Annotated in this window: 18 protein-coding genes and 1 other RNA gene; 11 read left to right on the forward strand and 8 right to left on the reverse strand. The window is 38.5% G+C overall.

Going from position 1 to position 17,146, the window contains the following annotated elements; genetic code table 11:
- Window positions 1-32 precede the first annotated feature (32 nt).
- The 3 genes from ffs (at window position 33) to fsa (ending at window position 1,733) form a co-directional block, all read left to right on the forward strand.
- Window positions 33-131, forward strand: an RNA gene (gene ffs / locus Q1R07_RS12380) — signal recognition particle sRNA small type.
- 95 nt (window positions 132-226) lie between these two features.
- Window positions 227-1,030, forward strand: coding sequence for an SDR family oxidoreductase (locus Q1R07_RS12385; RefSeq protein WP_300490684.1), 804 nt, complete (start codon window positions 227-229; stop codon window positions 1,028-1,030).
- Window positions 1,031-1,076: 46 nt separating this feature from the next.
- Window positions 1,077-1,733: a fructose-6-phosphate aldolase gene (fsa, locus tag Q1R07_RS12390; protein ID WP_300490686.1), complete on the forward strand. Its 657-nt coding sequence runs from the start codon at window positions 1,077-1,079 to the stop codon at window positions 1,731-1,733.
- A gap of 73 nt (window positions 1,734-1,806) precedes the next feature.
- On the opposite strand, the gene Q1R07_RS12395 is transcribed toward fsa, so the two are convergent.
- Window positions 1,807-3,219, reverse strand: coding sequence for a thioredoxin-like domain-containing protein (locus Q1R07_RS12395; protein WP_300490688.1), 1,413 nt, complete (start codon window positions 3,217-3,219; stop codon window positions 1,807-1,809).
- 155 nt (window positions 3,220-3,374) lie between these two features.
- Between Q1R07_RS12395 and Q1R07_RS12400 the strand changes: the two genes are divergently transcribed.
- The 3 genes from Q1R07_RS12400 to Q1R07_RS12410 all read left to right on the forward strand — a co-directional run bounded on the left by Q1R07_RS12400 (window position 3,375) and on the right by Q1R07_RS12410 (window position 9,788).
- Complete coding sequence (locus Q1R07_RS12400; protein WP_300490690.1) at window positions 3,375-4,994, forward strand: ATP-binding cassette domain-containing protein; 1,620 nt, start codon at window positions 3,375-3,377, stop codon at window positions 4,992-4,994.
- A gap of 167 nt (window positions 4,995-5,161) precedes the next feature.
- Entirely contained in the window at window positions 5,162-6,928 is a 1,767-nt protein-coding gene (locus Q1R07_RS12405) for a hypothetical protein (RefSeq protein ID WP_300490692.1), read from the forward strand.
- A gap of 121 nt (window positions 6,929-7,049) precedes the next feature.
- Window positions 7,050-9,788 carry a fibronectin type III domain-containing protein gene (locus Q1R07_RS12410; RefSeq protein WP_300490694.1) on the forward strand — a complete coding sequence of 913 codons (2,739 nt, stop codon included), beginning with the start codon at window positions 7,050-7,052 and terminating at the stop codon, window positions 9,786-9,788.
- A 92-nt stretch (window positions 9,789-9,880) separates the two neighbouring features.
- Here Q1R07_RS12410 and Q1R07_RS12415 read toward each other — a convergent pair whose 3' ends face one another.
- Together Q1R07_RS12415 and Q1R07_RS12420 are read right to left on the reverse strand one after the other, a co-directional pair.
- Window positions 9,881-10,165: a hypothetical protein gene (locus tag Q1R07_RS12415; protein WP_300490697.1), complete on the reverse strand. Its 285-nt coding sequence runs from the start codon at window positions 10,163-10,165 to the stop codon at window positions 9,881-9,883.
- A 190-nt stretch (window positions 10,166-10,355) separates the two neighbouring features.
- Complete coding sequence (locus Q1R07_RS12420; protein WP_300490699.1) at window positions 10,356-10,922, reverse strand: hypothetical protein; 567 nt, start codon at window positions 10,920-10,922, stop codon at window positions 10,356-10,358.
- Between the two features lie 251 nt (window positions 10,923-11,173).
- Between Q1R07_RS12420 and Q1R07_RS12425 the strand changes: the two genes are divergently transcribed.
- Window positions 11,174-11,626: a hypothetical protein gene (locus Q1R07_RS12425; RefSeq protein WP_300490702.1), complete on the forward strand. Its 453-nt coding sequence runs from the start codon at window positions 11,174-11,176 to the stop codon at window positions 11,624-11,626.
- Between the two features lie 62 nt (window positions 11,627-11,688).
- Here Q1R07_RS12425 and Q1R07_RS12430 read toward each other — a convergent pair whose 3' ends face one another.
- The 5 genes from Q1R07_RS12430 to Q1R07_RS12450 form a co-directional block, all read right to left on the reverse strand.
- Window positions 11,689-11,970, reverse strand: a complete 282-nt coding sequence (locus Q1R07_RS12430) for a GNAT family N-acetyltransferase (RefSeq protein ID WP_300490704.1) — start codon at window positions 11,968-11,970, stop codon at window positions 11,689-11,691.
- Window positions 11,971-11,978: 8 nt separating this feature from the next.
- Window positions 11,979-12,371, reverse strand: a complete 393-nt coding sequence (locus Q1R07_RS12435; RefSeq protein WP_300490705.1) for an OsmC family protein — start codon at window positions 12,369-12,371, stop codon at window positions 11,979-11,981.
- A 4-nt stretch (window positions 12,372-12,375) separates the two neighbouring features.
- Complete coding sequence (locus tag Q1R07_RS12440) at window positions 12,376-13,257, reverse strand: pirin family protein (RefSeq protein WP_300490706.1); 882 nt, start codon at window positions 13,255-13,257, stop codon at window positions 12,376-12,378.
- 22 nt (window positions 13,258-13,279) lie between these two features.
- A complete protein-coding gene (locus Q1R07_RS12445; RefSeq protein WP_300490707.1) occupies window positions 13,280-14,161 on the reverse strand; it encodes a pirin family protein in 882 nt (293 codons plus the stop codon).
- A 79-nt stretch (window positions 14,162-14,240) separates the two neighbouring features.
- Complete coding sequence (locus Q1R07_RS12450) at window positions 14,241-14,843, reverse strand: Crp/Fnr family transcriptional regulator (protein ID WP_300490709.1); 603 nt, start codon at window positions 14,841-14,843, stop codon at window positions 14,241-14,243.
- Between the two features lie 165 nt (window positions 14,844-15,008).
- Here Q1R07_RS12450 and pyrR point away from each other — a divergent pair, with 165 nt between their 5' ends.
- The 4 genes from pyrR to Q1R07_RS12470 all read left to right on the forward strand — a co-directional run.
- A complete protein-coding gene (pyrR, locus tag Q1R07_RS12455) occupies window positions 15,009-15,563 on the forward strand; it encodes a bifunctional pyr operon transcriptional regulator/uracil phosphoribosyltransferase PyrR (RefSeq protein ID WP_300490711.1) in 555 nt (184 codons plus the stop codon).
- Window positions 15,564-15,581: 18 nt separating this feature from the next.
- A complete protein-coding gene (locus Q1R07_RS12460; protein ID WP_136401610.1) occupies window positions 15,582-16,508 on the forward strand; it encodes an aspartate carbamoyltransferase catalytic subunit in 927 nt (308 codons plus the stop codon).
- 6 nt (window positions 16,509-16,514) lie between these two features.
- Window positions 16,515-16,949, forward strand: a complete 435-nt coding sequence (locus Q1R07_RS12465; RefSeq protein ID WP_300490716.1) for a hypothetical protein — start codon at window positions 16,515-16,517, stop codon at window positions 16,947-16,949.
- Window positions 16,939-17,146, forward strand: a 208-nt coding sequence (locus Q1R07_RS12470; protein ID WP_300490719.1) for a hypothetical protein, incomplete at its 3' end; no start/stop codon positions are given. The genes Q1R07_RS12465 and Q1R07_RS12470, both read left to right, overlap by 11 nt.

Below are 17,146 nucleotides of genomic sequence, written 5' to 3' on the forward strand. Positions count from 1 at the left end.
TGCAAAAATATAAAAAGATTGTATATTTGCACCGGCAAGTCCTACACGACCAGCTCCTGCAGACTCCTCCAGGGTGGGAACACAGCAAAGGTATGTGGTTGTAGCGGTGCGATGTAGGTCGCTTGCCATTTTTTCTTAGATCTCCTTTTGGGAGATTTTTTTGTTTTAGGACATTTGTAACGTTTTTCTTCCTTATTTTAGCAACTCAAATTTTGAACCGGATACTATGGGAAAAGTGGTTTTGATTACCGGAGGCTCGTCGGGCATCGGAAAAGCCATAGGCGAATTATTATTTCAAAAAGGATATACCGTTTACGGAACCAGCAGAAACCCCGAAAAGATACAGCAAACGCTTTTTCCGTTACTAACAATGGATGTGCGCCAGGCCGATACCATTCGTACGGCTGTGGAAACAATCGTAGCCAAAGAAGGACGATTAGATGTGTTGATCAACAATGCAGGGGTAGGGATTACCGGTCCGCTGGAGGAAATTCCGGGCGATGAAATCCGCAATAATTTTGAAACCAATCTTTTTGGTCCGATCGAAGTGATGAAAGCCGTTTTGCCCTCCATGCGCAAGCAGAAATCCGGATTGATCATTAATGTAACCTCTATTGCCGGTTATATGGGATTGCCCTACAGAAGCGTGTATTCAGCCTCAAAAGGCGCATTGGAATTGATCACAGAAGCACTTCGTATGGAAGTAAAAGCTTTTGGGGTACATATCACCAATGTAGCACCGGGCGATTTTGCTACCAATATCGCTTCGGGACGTTATCATGCGCCGTTGGTTAAAGGATCGGCCTATGAAGTTCCGTATGGGAATACGTTAAGTATGATGAATGATCATGTCGATAGCGGTAGCGATCCCGGACAAATGGCTGCAGCGGTATATGCGATTATTCAAAATCCAAATCCGAAGATCCATTATAAGGTGGGGGCTTTTATGCAAAAGTTTTCGATTGTTTTAAAACGGATACTTCCGGATAAAGTATACGAAAAGTTATTAATGAACCATTATAAGTTGTAATTTTGTAATCCGAATTTTAACACAACTATCATTAAATATATTTAAGATGAAATTTTTTATTGACACGGCTAATTTAGAGCAAATTAAAGAAGCAGAAGCTTTGGGAGTATTGGATGGTGTAACGACCAATCCGTCGCTAATGGCTAAAGAAGGAATCACCGGAAAAGACAATATTCTAAAACACTATGTTGACATTTGTAACATTGTTGACGGTGATGTGAGTGCTGAAGTAATTGCTACCGATTACGAAGGAATGATTCGCGAAGGGGAAGAATTAGCGGAACTACACGAACAGATTGTGGTGAAAATCCCAATGACTAAAGAAGGAATCAAAGCTTGTAAATATTTTTCAGATCGCGGCATTAAAACAAACGTAACATTGGTATTCTCTGCTGGTCAGGCTTTATTGGCTGCCAAAGCAGGAGCAACGTATGTTTCGCCTTTCTTAGGTCGTTTGGATGATGTTTCGACAGACGGTTTAAACCTGATCGACGAAATCCGTTTGATTTACGATAACTATGCTTTCGATACGCAAATCCTGGCTGCTTCAATTCGTCATACCATGCACGTAGTAAATTGTGCGAAGATTGGTGCCGATGTAATGACAGGACCATTATCGTCAATTTTAGGACTTTTAAAACACCCGCTTACCGATATCGGTTTGGCGCAGTTTTTAGCCGACTACGAAAAAGGAAACAAATAATATTCCTTAGTATATAAAAGCAAAAAGGCGGTTTCAATATTTGAAACCGCCTTTTTTATGTTTAGTTTGTTTATTATTTAAGGTTCTTTTCAAAATCAGAATCAAAAAGACTGACAAAAGCATTTTTGATCATACCATTTGGCTGAAGTAAAATGGTACGTTGTATTTTCGTAATCACCCAATGGTCTTTTAAAGCTTCGAAATTCGCCGAATGCAATTCCGTAGTGTTTTCAAAGGCATATTGCGATAGTATTTGTTTCCATTCCTGTTCGGAATCATCCACATTGATCGAAACAAAATGCAGGTTCGGATGCTTCTTTTTTAATTCGTTTACCTTTTTGTGTACCGTTACCATATGGGCTTTGGCATTGGATGTCCAGAAAAACAGTACCGTTTGTTTGCCATCGGTTATCGAATTCAGGTCGATTTTTTCGCCTTTTTCGTTGATCAAATCTGCATCGGGCAATTTTTTTCCTTCTGTCAGCATTTGAATGGCATCGCCTATTTTCTTGATTTCATTATGACCACTGTTGTCGGTTGATAATTGCGAATAGCGGTCAAAAAATTTCTTTTTGTTGTGCATATTCTGATCTTCCAACAGGTACATAAAGGCAATATTATTCAGTACGCTATTTTTAATCTTCTCATTTTTAAACAACGTATCGGCAATATTCAGTTTTTTGATGTTGTTTTCAATGGCTGTTTCTTCCAGATTAAAGGTATTATCGGCTTCCGAATAGGCCACATTGTTTAACATCGCAGTCAGATAGCGTACAAAAGGCGAATAGTTTGTTAGCTGTGCGTTATTAAAATCGATTTCCTTACGGAAGTTATAATAGTCTTTCGGTAATTTGGTACTCACGGCCTCACCGGTACGGCGCTCGTGTGCAAACGGATAAATTTCTTTTTTCGCCAAATGGTTAAAGTCTAAACTTGCTTTGGCATACAGATCGAATTTATCATCCCAGTTGATTTCTGTTTTTTTGCGAAGATAAAAGGCTTTTTTACGGGCATAAATGGAATCAATACTTTTTGTGAAATGGTCATAATTTCTGTCAAAAAGATCGAACATATTGTTTTTATCCGATTCGTTTTTCAGATACATTTCCATCAGGAAGTTGTTTTTCTGATCCCCACGTCCGCAAAAAACAATCGAATTGTCAAAATCGCCCGTATTAATACGAACCATCAGACTATCGTTTTTGTCAAAATAGATATATTGGTATTCCGGGTCGTGACGAAACGTATACATACCCGGCGTTAAAGAGTCAAATTTCTTGAAAAAACGGTTTTTTTCGTCTAAGATAAGCGTGTCAAGTACCTTATTGTCTTTACACAAAAGGACATAACGACTAAGAGGATTGATTACTTCTCCTCCAAAATAGGCCGTATAATTATCACTTTCAAACTTCTTATTACAGGAAGTAAGGGAGCAAATAAGCACAGTGGAAAGCGGGAGGAGTACGTTTTTTATATGGGCAAACATTCAAACAATTTTATCTCTAAACAAAAGTATTTCTATATTATAGAACAGGCTGTTAAGGTACAGTTAAAATAAAGCTTTACAGATTCTAAATTAGATAGTTCAAAACTGCACTATTTTTTCTACTTTTGCAACAATTTTATAAAAATCAATTTCAAATGTTAACAGTTTCAAATTTATCCGTTCAGTTTGGTAAACGAATTTTGTTTGACGAAGTAAATGTAACCTTTACGCAAGGTAACTGTTACGGGATCATCGGGGCTAACGGAGCAGGAAAATCAACTTTTTTAAAGATATTGGCAGGAGAGATCGATCCTACATCCGGAAGGGTAATACTGGAGCCAGGAAAAAGGATGTCGGTTTTAAACCAGAATCACAATATGTTTGATGAGCATACTGTTCTTGAAACGGTTATGATGGGTAATAAGACGTTATTTGCGGTTAAAAAGGAGATGGACGAATTGTACCTGGATTACAAAGATGAAAACGCCGAAAGAATCGGTGAGCTTCAGGTGCAGTTTGAGGAAATGAATGGCTGGAATGCCGATTCGGATGCGGCTGCCATGCTGTCGAACTTAGGTATTTCGGAAGAATATCACTATACGCTAATGGGCGAAATGGACGCCAAGTTAAAAGTACGTGTCCTTTTGGCGCAGGCTTTATTCGGAAGTCCGGACGTTCTGATCATGGATGAGCCTACGAATGATCTGGATTTTGAAACCATCGGATGGTTGGAAAATTTCCTGGCCAATTATGACAATACGGTATTGGTTGTATCCCACGACCGTCACTTCCTGGATGCGGTTTGTACGCATGTATCGGATATTGACTTTGGAAAAATCAATCACTATTCCGGTAACTATACGTTCTGGTACGAATCGAGTCAGTTAGCGGCCAAACAAAGAGCACAGCAAAATAAAAAGGCTGAAGAGAAAAAAGCCGAATTAGAAGAGTTTATCCGTCGTTTTAGTGCGAACGTTGCGAAGTCAAAACAGGCAACGTCCCGTAAAAAAATGATCGATAAATTAAATTTAGATGAAATCAAACCGTCGAGCCGTCGTTATCCTGCGATCATTTTCGATCAGGAACGTGAGGCAGGTGATCAAATCCTAAACGTACAAAATTTAAGCGCGTCAATTGATGGAGAATCCTTGTTTAAGAATGTTGACTTAAATATGGCAAAAGGAGATAAAATCGTGGTTTTCTCGAAAGATTCCCGTGCTACAACCGCTTTTTACGAGATCCTAAACGGAAATATGACCGCTGATTCCGGAGTAGTAGAATGGGGAATTACCACTTCTCAATCGTATTTACCGGCTGATAACCACAGTTTCTTCGAAAACGACCTTACGTTGGTGGATTGGTTACGTCAATGGGCCAAAACAGAGCCGGAAAGAGACGAAGTTTATGTTCGTGGTTTCTTAGGAAAAATGATTTTCTCCGGTGAGGAAGCGTTAAAAACAGGTCGCGTTTTATCCGGAGGTGAAAAAGTACGTTGTATGCTTTCCCGAATGATGATGTTACGTGCTAACGTATTGATGTTGGACGAACCAACGAATCACCTGGACTTGGAATCCATTACCGCGTTTAACAACTCGTTGAAAAACTTTAAAGGTTCGGTGTTGTTTACTACCCATGACCACGAATTTGCACAAACTGTGGCCAACCGTGTATTGGAAATCACGCCAAATGGAGTAATCGATCGTTATATGACGTTCGATGATTATCTGGAGGATGCTAAAATCAAAGAATTAAGACAAAAAATGTATACCGTATAACGGATGACAAACCTGTCAGGTTTAAGATTTTAAAAACAGGCTGCTCTAAAAGGCAGCTTTTTTTATGCCCTTTTTGTAACCATTTTTTTGAAATTTGTGTTTAACCCAAAGGGCATGGTTTTTGACAAGCCAATAAATACTATATTTGAAAATCAATCAAAATTATTATGAGGTTATTTTTACACGTTGGACTCGGCTTCCTTTTTTCATTACAGGCTTTTAGTCAAGAAGTTACTATTCCTTTTCGCGTTGGAAATGTTTATGGAATATCGGATTATAATGGTAAGCTGGTCAATAAAAATAAGTTTGATCAAATAAGCTACAACCGCAAGATGCCCAAAGGGTATTTTACATTTAAAAATAAAGAAGAAAACGGACTGGCGTATAACGGTAAAACACTGATTTCCGGACCGGAATACGATGAATTTGGCATCGAACCTAATAAATTTATCGTTGCTGTTTTAAAAAGAAATAGGATTAGTCGTCCGACGAGCACTTTTAAAAACGAAAAAGAATACAACGATTTTAAAAGAAAAAACCGGGAAGGTTACGCTTTATTTAATCTGAAAGGGGAGAATATTTACCCGGATAATTTTAAGAAAATTATTCCGGTCGACACTACAGGTTTTAGCAGTGTCGATCGTAAAAAAGCGCGTTATGCTTTAATGGCAACGACTAATTTCGAAGATCAATTTAGCTTATTTGTATATGATTGTGATAAGCAAAAAATTTCAGAATGGCTTTTAAAAGATTATGATAAAATAAAGCTGGACAGAGGTTTAACCGTTCCCGGTAAATCCATTGCTTTAACAGCTTCAAAAGATAAATCGGATAGTGCTACACCGATGGAGGTGAACCATATCGACGGGAAATTTGTATTACAACCATTGACTTCGGAATACCGACCGGGGCTTAAAGAACGGTTCGAAAGCGAATATGGAACCACAGAATTGGTCGCTGATCCTGAATACGGTAGTGGTCTTGGGAGGGGTACCAACAAACCTAATTATACCACCGAAATGGTACCACCGCCACCGGCATACGGAACAGGTGTAAACACAACCGTTCCGAATGATGCTATTGAAAAAAACAGACCGAAAGTAGTTAAAAAATATAGTATCCAGACGTTTGAAATAAAAGACGGAAAGCTATTCCTGAAGGAGATAATTGCTGGACAGAAAGAAGCCAAAACAGAAACAGAATTTATGTTGCCTCCTGTGCCTGCCGGACTAACCTATACTTTTGAAAGTTTTCCTTATACTAATACAACGCAGGATACGGACGAAAAAAGAGTCACGCAGAAAAATATAATCCGTTTTAAACTTGGTGATCAATATGGAGTTGTACTCACTCAGGAGCGTATGATTCCATGTAAATATGATAGTATTAGCCCGATAAAGTTTACACATTCCGGACAGGAACAGTTGTTATTTGTTGTCGGTCAAAAAGATGCGACGACACAAACAATAAAATACGGTCTTATGGATTCGGATGAAAAAGTGATCCTTCCAATAACGTATGAGGAATTGGATCCTCACGGATTGGTAAAATCCTATACGTCTACCAGAACCGACATCAGAGTATATAATAAAAACTGGCTTTTTAAGCAAAATGGAAAATACGGGATTATAACAGCCTATGACGGTATTGTATTACCCGCAGAATACGATGAAATAGAGTGGAATAAAGCTCGTTTTTTGGGACATCAGGATGATTTTGTAAGTCTTAAAAAAGACGGATTATATGGTTTTGTATTAGGAGCCGATTTTAAAGAGGCCAATATCGTACAGCCGGTTTTTCCACATAAAGTTGGTTTTTACGACCGGAATTATCAGAAAGAAAAAGGACTCCTTCTTTTCGGATTGATCGATAATGATGAAAAATTCTTTTGTTATGCCCGAAAAGACGGTTATTTATATTATAAAGCGAAATAGCGACAATAATTTAACATTTTTAACAAAAAAGTAAAAAAATAGGGTGAAAGGGTAACGTTGCTTTAAAAGTAATCGCCAATTGGAAAGATACTTTTGCAGCGTCTAACTAAACACACTATTTATGAAAAAAATGTACTTGTTACTGCTCCTGGTGGTCAGCCTGACTGCCGGGGCGCAAACGCTGTATCCGTATTTACAGAACGTCACGCCCAACTCAGTTTATGTGACCTGGAAAACCGAAAGTAACACGGAATCGATTGTGGAATATGGAACTGCTGCAAACGATTTGAATGTTACGGTTACCGGGAATACGAACATTTTTACCGATTCCGGTTATCCCGGAAATTATTTCTACCACAATGTTAAGTTGATCAACTTAGCGCCCAACACCAAGTATTATTACAAAATTAAAACCGGTACTTCGGTTTCAGACGTGTATTCGTTTAAAACGCTACCCAATCCGGGACAAGCTGCGACAGCCGACGGACATATTCGTTTCCTGATTATGGGAGATAACCAGTTAAAAGCCGTACCGCGCTATGATTCACTGGTATCGGCCGCAAAGCGTAAAGTACGCGAAAAATGGGGTGCCAGCCTATCGCCGGAAGATAACATCGCAATGACATTTATGGTGGGCGATCAGGTGGATGTTGGTACATTGGATCATTACGAGCATGTTCATTTTAAAAAGAATCGCGCTTTGTCGGGTAATATTCCGATTCAGACGACTGTTGGAAACCACGAAACCTATGGTACTTTGGGAATGCAATCCTATTATGATCATTTCTATATCAGTGAATTATCCTATAAAGGGATTTCATCCGGAACGGAAAATTATTATGCGCAACAAGCTGGAAACGTATTGTTTATCAGTATGAGTTCGGAGCATACCGGTGCCGCTCAGATGAACTGGTTGCAACAGGTCGTTACCGCTGCAAATGCCGATGCTACGGTGGACTGGATTTTTTCATTAAGTCACCGTCCGTACCAGGCAGAGCAATATGTAGGGGATATTTCGACCTGGGTACGTAATACTGCTGTACCATTTTTAACCACTTCGTCCAAATATATTATGCATATCGGGGCGCACCATCATTTATACCACCGTGGTCAGTTAAAAAATTCGCCGGCCTATAATATTATTTCCGGAGGAACTGCCTGGGATCAGTATTGGGGCATGTCTTCCGAAGAGGATTTTGAAGATGTACAGAAGACTATTTGTAACTGGATTTATCAAATTGTGGATATCGATGTGGTAAATGGTAAAATGGATGTGGAAAGCTATTCGATCGGAAGTGTTGATGGTTGGAAAAACAACCAGCTGATGGACGAATTTCACCGTTATAAAAACAAACCGGCTCCCGAAAAACCGAGTATCGAGAATACGTTTACCGGAAGTGTAACCTTACCGTTAACGCTGAATGGAAGTGCCTATACGACAACTTCGGGTGAGTTGCTAAATACAACACAGTTTCAGATTTCAAAAACAGCCGATTTTAATATCATCACAAAAGAAGTATACCGCGATTTTGAAAATCTATACGGAATGTACCAAACAAAAAGGGATTCTACCGTTGATCGCAATTTAGGTGTTGATATTACTAAAATGACATTAGGTGCCAATTCCATTCCTAACGGACAATATTATCTGAAGTTACGTTACCGTGATCGCAATTTGGAATGGTCATCGTGGAGTGATGTCAAAACATTTACGATTACCGGAAGTAATGTTGTAAATACCGCTATTGTTACCGATTCATTAACCTATGCACAAAATGCTGTTATTAAAGTGAATTATACCGATGCTCCGGCTAGTACGTCAACATGGATCGGATTGTATAAAGACAGTCAGACACCAGGATCATCTTCGCCATCACAAACCTGGCAGTATACCAATGGCAATCCGAATGGAGTTATAACTTTTACGAATGGTTTACCGAATAAAGGACGCTATTATGCCGCTATTTTTTCGAATGGTGGTTATACCGAAATCGCACCACGTAAGTATTTCTATGTCGGACCGGTACCAACAGTAACGACTGATCAGGAAGAATATGCCGTAGGAATGCCGGTTACTGTTACGTTTGCTAACGGACCGCAATTGGCAAATGACTGGATCGGAATTTATAAAATGGGACATATTCCGGGACAAGTTACGGCAACGGCCTATCAATATGTGACAACGGCTTCCGGAGCAAAGACCTTTACCAATTTACCAACCGGATACTATTATGCCGAATATTTTTTACAGGATGGTTATAATGCCATCGGAAATAAAGCTTTCTTTAAAGTAGGGAATCTGGTTACCGAATTATGGATTAACAAACCGGTTTACGATTTAGGAGAGCAAATTGTAGCTTCCTGGACCGATGCGCCGGGGATTGTAAAAGACTGGTTGGGTATTTACCACGAAGGGGAAAACCCAAATATCGATCCGTTATTAAGTTATACCTATTTTAATGGTCAGGCGGAAGGAACCCTGGCGTTAACCGGAACGGCTTTACCTACGGAAACCGGAAATTACTTTCTGGTAATGTTTACCAACGATTCGTATAACGAAGTGTCCAACCGTGTTTCGTTTGAAGTGGTTGATGGTACTTTAGGCGGTGATAAATTTAAAATCGACAACGGATTAAAGGTGTATCCGAATCCTACCAATAATACGAATCAGACGATCGTACAGTCGGATTATCCGATCGATCTGATCGAGGTTTTTAATACCGAAGGAAAATTAATGTATGCGACGAAAAACGTCAATAACAATAAATATTCATTGATCACTCAGGATTTACCAACCGGTGTTTATATCCTGAAAATTCATTCCCGAAAATTGTTTACTGCCAAGCTTATCGTTAAATAGTGGATTGTTTATATAAGGGCTAGGTAAACAACGAAAACTCCTGCAATTGCAGGAGTTTTTATTTTAAAGTTTTTAGAAAAAAGCTGTAATCGTTATTCTTGTAATTTCAAGATTATATTCTGAGTTTTAAAATCTAATAAATCCGAATTAAAAACGCCATTGTACGTAAAAGATCTGTATTTTGATTTACGATCTGATTTATGCAATGGCAGGTTTTCATTCTCAAATTCGATGGTGTCATAAAATACATCATTAATAAAAATATCCCATTTTGATTTGCCTGGAATACAATCAAGATTTTCAGAAACTCCGGTAAAAAACGTTTTATCAAAAGACATATTAAAAATGCCATTTAATTTTAAAACTGTTGTTTTCATTTTACGTATGCTATTCGACAGATCAATATTCTTGAAGTATTTATAAAAGTTTATGTTCGGAAAGCTTGTTTTTGAACAATTCAAAATCCTTTTCAGGAAAAATTTTTGAAAGCATGTTGTAAGATGCTTTTAGTTGGTTTAACTGTTTCGAATATCTTGAAACTTCATTCGGATCAGCAAATAACATTTGTCAATTTTCACAAGCCATTAATGCCACACAACTATTTAAATATTCTTCGAAAGTCAAATTAAGGTGAATCAAGTGTTCATCATGAAATAAATAGATTTCTTTTTCAAAGATTTCTTTTGAAGCACCTTTCTGGTAATTAATGCATCCGAATTGATATTTTACATTGGTATTATCAAAGATTCTTAGGTTTTTGATAATTTCATAATCTTTATTATCCTCTTCTACCAAATCAGTTAGCCAAGGTTTTTCATCAATAAAAACATAAGGATGATTAAAGGAATAGGAACCATAAAAACTTTCATTTTCGAAAGAGCATTTATACTGCATCATGTTTTTCCAGGTTGCTTCGATCAATTCTTTAAAGGAATCATCTAATCCGAAGGTGTATTCCGGAACATAACTTTCGTCTTCGTCTTCATCATCCCCGTTTAAATTTAGTAGTTGATTATTGAGTTGCGCTTGCATCAAATCTTCATTATCATCATATCGTGCATAAACATCAAAATGGTCATTATTCTCTAATTCGTTTTTTAAGTCTTTGAACTTGTTTGCTAAATCGTAAATCATTTTTTTTTATAATTATTGATTAAACTTTATTTGGATATCTAACTTTGTGATACGGCTAATCGTTATCTGTTCTACAAAAAGTTTCAATTTTCTAATGCAATTTTGTTTTAAAACTGCGCTAGGTTCCCGAGTCTGCGACAGGCTTGTACATAGCATCCGAATATCCGAAGGTTTTAGTAAATAAACAAATTAAGAATGTATAAATATGTAAGTAATTTATGACTTTGTTATATTTGAAAACAAAAACATTTGTGAAAGAAAGTTTTTATCAATTAACAAGCGAACAAAAAATGGAAGACTATCAAATTAAAATTAAGCAATTTGAAAAAACTGCTTTGACCGAATTCAAATCTGGAAATACAGAAAATGCGATTGTTTTGTTTGAAAATGCCTGGGATGTTTTACCGGAGCCCAAAACGGATAAGCCCGAAAGCTACTTAATTGCCAATTCATTAGTTTTTGCACTTAACAAAGTAAAAAAGTATGCAGAAGCATTAGAATGGGCAAAAAAACTTATGAATAGTGCTTTAGACAGACATGATGATGGCGACCGGGAATATATGGCTGGTACCGTATTATATCATTTAGAAAGAAAAGAAGATGCCTGGAAGTATTTTGATGTGGCTAATGATAAGTCGGTAGGGCGTTGTTTTATTGGAGCTGATAAAAAGGAATATTCAGATTTCTTTAAAAACAGAACCTAATCCGGATTTATATAGAATAGTTACACCTGTCAGATTTTTAAAACCTGACAGGTGTTTGATTTTTAGAATAAAACGTCGTGTATATCCGTGTTTTTATCAAAAACGCTTTTCGCAAACGGACATAGCGGCATGATTTTAATATGTTTGTTTCGAGCAAAAGCTACGGCTTCCATCACCATGTTTTTCCCTACATTCTGTCCTTTAAAATCCGGATTTACTTCGGTATGGTCGATAATAATTTTGTCAGGACCTGCCCAGCTATAGGTCATTAATCCGGCTTCTTTTCCGTCGGAAATGGCTTTGAAAAATCCTTTTTTGTCGTCGTTGGTTTGTTCTATGGTCATAATTGTATTTACTGTACGGTTGTTGTAATTTCTATAGGATTGGTCAATGTTTTGTGTATCGGACAACTGTTGGCAATCACTTTTAAACGTTCTTTCTGAGTTTGGTCCAGATTTCCGGTAAACTCAATTTTGCGTTCCAGTCGGGTTACGTTGGCAGTCGCATCACGATCAAAAGTAACGTCGATAGCAATGGATTCGACATCCCAACCTTTGCGATTGGCATACATTCGAAGCGTAATAATGGTACAACTGGCAAGAGCTGCTGCAAATAATTCCTGTGGTGCGAATCCGAGATCCTGTCCACCCATATCTTCCGGTTCGTCCGAAATAAGATGGTGCTTCCTGGCGGTTATTGTCGTGGTATAACGATCTTTTCCAATTTGTGCAGTGATGCTTTCCATAGGCTTAAAATTTAGGTGGTGGCGGTAACGGTACAAACTCGGTTTCTCCTGGAACTTTCGGGAATTCCTGTTTTTCCCAACGTTCTTTGGCAGCTTCAATCAAGGCTTTGTTGGAAGCTACAAAATTCCAGAAAATAAAACGTTCTTCCGGAAAGGCTTCTCCGCCGAAAATATAAACGGTGGTGTTTTCGCCCATTTCAAATTCGCAAAGCGTACTGTCTTTTGCGATCAGGATTTGTTTCGGATCAAAAGTATTTCCGTCACTTTTAATGTTTCCTTCAAGGATATATAAGGCACTTTCACCATATAAATCGTTTCCGATACTTACTTTTTGTGCCGAAGTACTTTTAATTTCTATAAAATACAACGGACTGTAAACCGGTACGGCCGATTTGCGACCAAAAGCTTCTCCGGCTATCAGTTTAAAAGAAAGTCCGTTTTCTTCCCAATGCGGCAAATCTTCTTTGTCGACATGTACAAATGACGGTTCCATTTGCTCCAGTTCTTTAGGCAAAGCGACCCAAATCTGTAATCCGTGTAGTACTTTATCCGATGTTCGCAAATATTGCGGCGTTCTTTCGGAATGTACAATTCCCTTTCCGGCCGTCATCCAGTTTACGGCACCCGGTTGAATTTCAATTTCCGAACCCAGACTGTCTTTGTGCATAATACTGCCTTCAAACAAATAGGTTAAAGTCGATAAGCCAATATGCGGATGCGGCGCTACATCAAGGTTTTGATAGTCTTTTAAATAGGCCGGACCCATATGGTCGATAAAAGCAAAAGGACCAACCGTTCGTTTTTCGCGAAAAGGTAAGAGGCGCCCTACCATAAAGTTACCGATATTGGCAGCGCGCTCTTCTATGATCAATTGAATATTAGACATGTTTTATGTTGTTTTTTGTTTTTTAGTCTTCAAGATAACCGAAACGGCCCATATTAACGTCTTCAAAAGCCTGAATAATTTCCTCCCGGGTGTTCATTACAAACGGGCCATGGGCGGCAATTGGTTCGTTGATCGGGGCTCCGCTTAAAATTAATACAATCGTGTCGTTTTCCAATGCTTCTATCGAAAAATCTTCTCCTTCATTTTCAAACAAAACAAAATGATCTGTAGGGATTTCTTCGGTTCCGTTTACTTTTATACTGCCCTGAATAACCAATAAAGCGGTGTTATAGACGGCAGGAAATGAAAATCCGACTTTTCCGCCTTTGTTTAATTTTGCATTTTGCAGGTGTACCGGTGTAAATGTCGACGCAGCACCTTTTACATTTTCATATTCTCCAGCAATGACTTCAACTAATCCGGCATTGTCCGGTAAAATGTATTTTTCAATTTGATCATTGGTAATGCCCTGGTATTTCGGTTGCGACATCTTGTCTTTGGCCGGAAGGTTCACCCATAATTGTACCATCTGGAATTCGCCACCGGTTTTACTAAATTCTTTTTCATGGTATTCTTTGTGTAATACCCCGGAAGCAGCTGTCATCCATTGTACATCGCCTTCGCCAATCACACCGCTGTTTCCCGAACTGTCGTGGTGGGCTACTTTTCCTTTATAGGCAATGGTAACCGTTTCAAATCCACGGTGCGGGTGCACGCCAACACCTCTTGGGATTTCGGAAGGGGCAAAGTGGTATTTGGAATTATAGTCCATCATAATAAACGGACTCATACGTTCCATATCCAAATGATAACCACTTGGGATAAAATTGTGCACGCGAAAACCGTCTCCTACAAAATGCGGGGTTTTGGGTGCGACTACGATTTCAATATTTTTTGTTGCCATGATTGTTCCTTTTTTAAAAGTTATAGTACAAAAGTATCACCGGAACATTTTTTATGCATTGATGTAGGATAAGAAATAATCAATAGGGTTTGAAATTGCGTTTAGCGAGTTCTTTCCGTACGCGACTTAAACTTTCGGGCGTAATGCCCAGATAAGAAGCGATCATCCATTGCGGAACGCGTAGGGTTACATCCGGATACAGTTTTATAAAGTCGAGATACCGTTGTTCGGCTGTGGCGGCAAGTAACAGGTTGATTCTTTTTTGTAAATGTCGGATATGATTTTGCAGTGCCTTTTCGTTAAAAATACGGAATGCAGCACTCATTTCAGAAGCCCGATGGATAAATTGCTGATCCAGATAGACAAAAGTGGTCGGTTCGACTGCATCGATAAAAAAATCGGATGGTTCATTAAAAAAGATACTACTCCGGTCACTGATAAGCCAGTTTTCGGTAGCAAATTGTATGATATGCTCTTTTCCGGAATCATCAATAGTATAGGAGCGAAGCAAACCCTGTTCTACAAAAAAGGAATGATGACAAATTTCGCCCTGTTTTAACAGTATTCCTCCTTTTTCAATTGTAGCTGTTTTTAGATTTTGGGTCAGCGCTTCGAATTGTTCTTCCGTTATTCCGGCTTTGGATTGCAGGTAATTTTTTAGATTGGGTAATGCGGCTGTCATATTCAAATATAGTTATATTTTTCCGGGAAAATGGTGGATTTTACACTTTTTTAAGGTTCCGTTACAAAGCAGTATCCCTTCTCTTAAAATTTGTTTTTTCGGAAAAGCATTTCGCAGTTTACACAAATTTATTGTACTTTTACCTCCCAAACACAACACTTCATTATGAGTCAAAAAATATTGCTCACTTCGAAAGAAGTCAATATCATTCTGCATCGTTTGGCCTGTCAGTTAATCGAGAAACATCTTGATTTTACAAACACTATTCTTATCGGGATTCAACCCAGAGGGAAGTATTTAGCAGAACGAATCAAACAACTTTTAGAGGATGAATATCAGGTAAAAGACGTAGCACTCGGATTTTTGGATATCACATTTTTCAGAGATGATTTCCGTCGGAATGAAAAACCGCTGGAAGCCAATAAAACCCAAATTGATTTCCTGGTGGAAGACAAAAAAGTGGTTTTTATCGACGACGTTTTATATACGGGACGTAGTATCCGATCGGCTTTAACCGCGATTCAATCGTTTGGCCGACCGTCGGAAATTGAGTTACTGGTATTGATCGACCGCCGTTTTAGCCGCCATTTACCAATCCAACCGGATTACCGCGGACGACAGGTAGATGCGATTAACAACGAAAGAGTGATCGTAAACTGGAAACAGAATGAAGGAGCCGATGAAGTCCTATTAGTGTCTAAAACAACAACCAACAACTAATTAAGCAACAACACAACAATGAAAGAGTTAAGTGTCAATCATTTACTTGGAATAAAATACATCAATAAAAACGATATCGATCTGATTTTTGAAACGGCAGATCATTTTAAAGAAGTAATTAACCGCCCCATTAAAAAAGTTCCGTCTTTACGAGATGTGACTATTGCGAATATTTTCTTCGAAAACAGTACACGGACAAAATTGTCGTTCGAATTGGCGCAGAAACGTTTATCGGCCGATGTAATCAGTTTTTCCGCAGCACAATCGTCTGTAAAAAAAGGGGAGACGTTAATCGATACGGTAAACAACATCCTTTCGATGAAAGTCGATATGGTAGTTATGCGGCATAGTAATCCGGGTGCGGCACATTTTCTGTCGCAAAATGTAAACGCCAGTATTGTAAATGCCGGCGACGGTGCACACGAACATCCGACACAAGCGTTACTGGACAGTTTTTCCATCCGCGAAAAACTAGGTGAAGTAGCCGGAAAGAAAATCGTAATTGTAGGGGATATTTTGCACTCCCGAGTGGCATTGTCGAATATTTTCGCCCTACAAATGCAAGGTGCCGAAGTTAAGGTTTGCGGACCCAATACGCTGATTCCGAAGTATATTGAAAGTCTTGGTGTAAAAGTTGAACCAAATCTACGCAAAGCCTTGGAATGGTGTGATGTAGCGAATATGCTTCGCGTTCAAAACGAACGAATGGATGTGAATTATTTCCCGTCTACGCGGGAGTATGCACAACAATATGGTGTCGATAAAGCCTTACTGGATTCCTTAAATAAAGAAATTATAATCATGCACCCGGGACCGATTAATCGCGGTGTTGAAATTACTTCAGATGTAGCCGATTCACAACAATCTGTAATTCTGAATCAAGTCGAAAATGGTGTCGCTATCCGAATGGCGGTTATCTATTTGTTGGCTTCAAAAATTAAATAGCCCAAAATGAAAAAATGGTTTGCGTTAGTATTGCTTTCTTTTATACTGTCAGGATGTACGCTGGCCGAATTTTGTTGTATCCGAAACTATACCAACCAACCCATGCAGGTTTCATTTCCTGAAAAATCATTTCATCACGGTTTTCAGATTGAGATCAAAAACTGGTTGCTAACGGAAAACGAGATTAAAAGCGATTCTTTTCTAAGGTATTTTAAAACGTGGAAAAAATCCATTAAAAACAATAGAGTGACGTTTACGGTTCCGGCGCAGAGCACGGTTTATCTGGAACGTTTTAAAATCAACTTTAAAGGAATGAAAATCAATACGCTTTCGCCGGGTAACGAATATCAAAAGATCAAAGCCCGAAAAGAAGTGTACAAACCCAGCTTTATGAGTATCGTATATTGTCTGGATTTAAAAATGAAGAAGGATGAAGAATAATGATAAAACAAAGGTCATTGTTGGTATTGTTGTAGGAGTTATCGTTTTTATGGCGGTCTTTTTTGCGGTACACAATTTAATGAAACCGTCGTTAGAAAGTTATTTGACTACGGTGTCCCATGAAATTAACAAACAATGTCCTATTCCGGTCGATCGCGAAACCCGACTTGATAATTCGATGGTATTGCCGAATAAGG

This window comes from Flavobacterium sp., assembly GCF_030146175.1.
Lineage (GTDB): Bacteria > Bacteroidota > Bacteroidia > Flavobacteriales > Flavobacteriaceae > Flavobacterium.

What these genes read in the sequence shown, in the direction of transcription:
- Q1R07_RS12410 (WP_300490694.1), top strand. Translation starts at nt 7,050, where the DNA reads ATGAAAAAAATGTACTTGTTACTGCTCCTGGTGGTCAGCCTGACTGCC.
- Q1R07_RS12400 (WP_300490690.1), top strand. Translation starts at nt 3,375, where the DNA reads ATGTTAACAGTTTCAAATTTATCCGTTCAGTTTGGTAAACGAATTTTG.
- Q1R07_RS12430 (WP_300490704.1), bottom strand. Translation starts at nt 11,970, where the DNA reads ATGACCATAGAACAAACCAACGACGACAAAAAAGGATTTTTCAAAGCC.
- Q1R07_RS12445 (WP_300490707.1), bottom strand. Translation starts at nt 14,161, where the DNA reads ATGGCAACAAAAAATATTGAAATCGTAGTCGCACCCAAAACCCCGCAT.
- Q1R07_RS12395 (WP_300490688.1), bottom strand. Translation starts at nt 3,219, where the DNA reads ATGTTTGCCCATATAAAAAACGTACTCCTCCCGCTTTCCACTGTGCTT.
- Q1R07_RS12415 (WP_300490697.1), bottom strand. Translation starts at nt 10,165, where the DNA reads ATGAAAACAACAGTTTTAAAATTAAATGGCATTTTTAATATGTCTTTT.
- Q1R07_RS12465 (WP_300490716.1), top strand. Translation starts at nt 16,515, where the DNA reads ATGAAAAAATGGTTTGCGTTAGTATTGCTTTCTTTTATACTGTCAGGA.
- Q1R07_RS12420 (WP_300490699.1), bottom strand. Translation starts at nt 10,922, where the DNA reads ATGATTTACGATTTAGCAAACAAGTTCAAAGACTTAAAAAACGAATTA.
- Q1R07_RS12435 (WP_300490705.1), bottom strand. Translation starts at nt 12,371, where the DNA reads ATGGAAAGCATCACTGCACAAATTGGAAAAGATCGTTATACCACGACA.
- Q1R07_RS12385 (WP_300490684.1), top strand. Translation starts at nt 227, where the DNA reads ATGGGAAAAGTGGTTTTGATTACCGGAGGCTCGTCGGGCATCGGAAAA.
- pyrR (WP_300490711.1), top strand. Translation starts at nt 15,009, where the DNA reads ATGAGTCAAAAAATATTGCTCACTTCGAAAGAAGTCAATATCATTCTG.
- Q1R07_RS12440 (WP_300490706.1), bottom strand. Translation starts at nt 13,257, where the DNA reads ATGTCTAATATTCAATTGATCATAGAAGAGCGCGCTGCCAATATCGGT.
- Q1R07_RS12450 (WP_300490709.1), bottom strand. Translation starts at nt 14,843, where the DNA reads ATGACAGCCGCATTACCCAATCTAAAAAATTACCTGCAATCCAAAGCC.
- Q1R07_RS12460 (WP_136401610.1), top strand. Translation starts at nt 15,582, where the DNA reads ATGAAAGAGTTAAGTGTCAATCATTTACTTGGAATAAAATACATCAAT.
- Q1R07_RS12405 (WP_300490692.1), top strand. Translation starts at nt 5,162, where the DNA reads ATGAGGTTATTTTTACACGTTGGACTCGGCTTCCTTTTTTCATTACAG.
- fsa (WP_300490686.1), top strand. Translation starts at nt 1,077, where the DNA reads ATGAAATTTTTTATTGACACGGCTAATTTAGAGCAAATTAAAGAAGCA.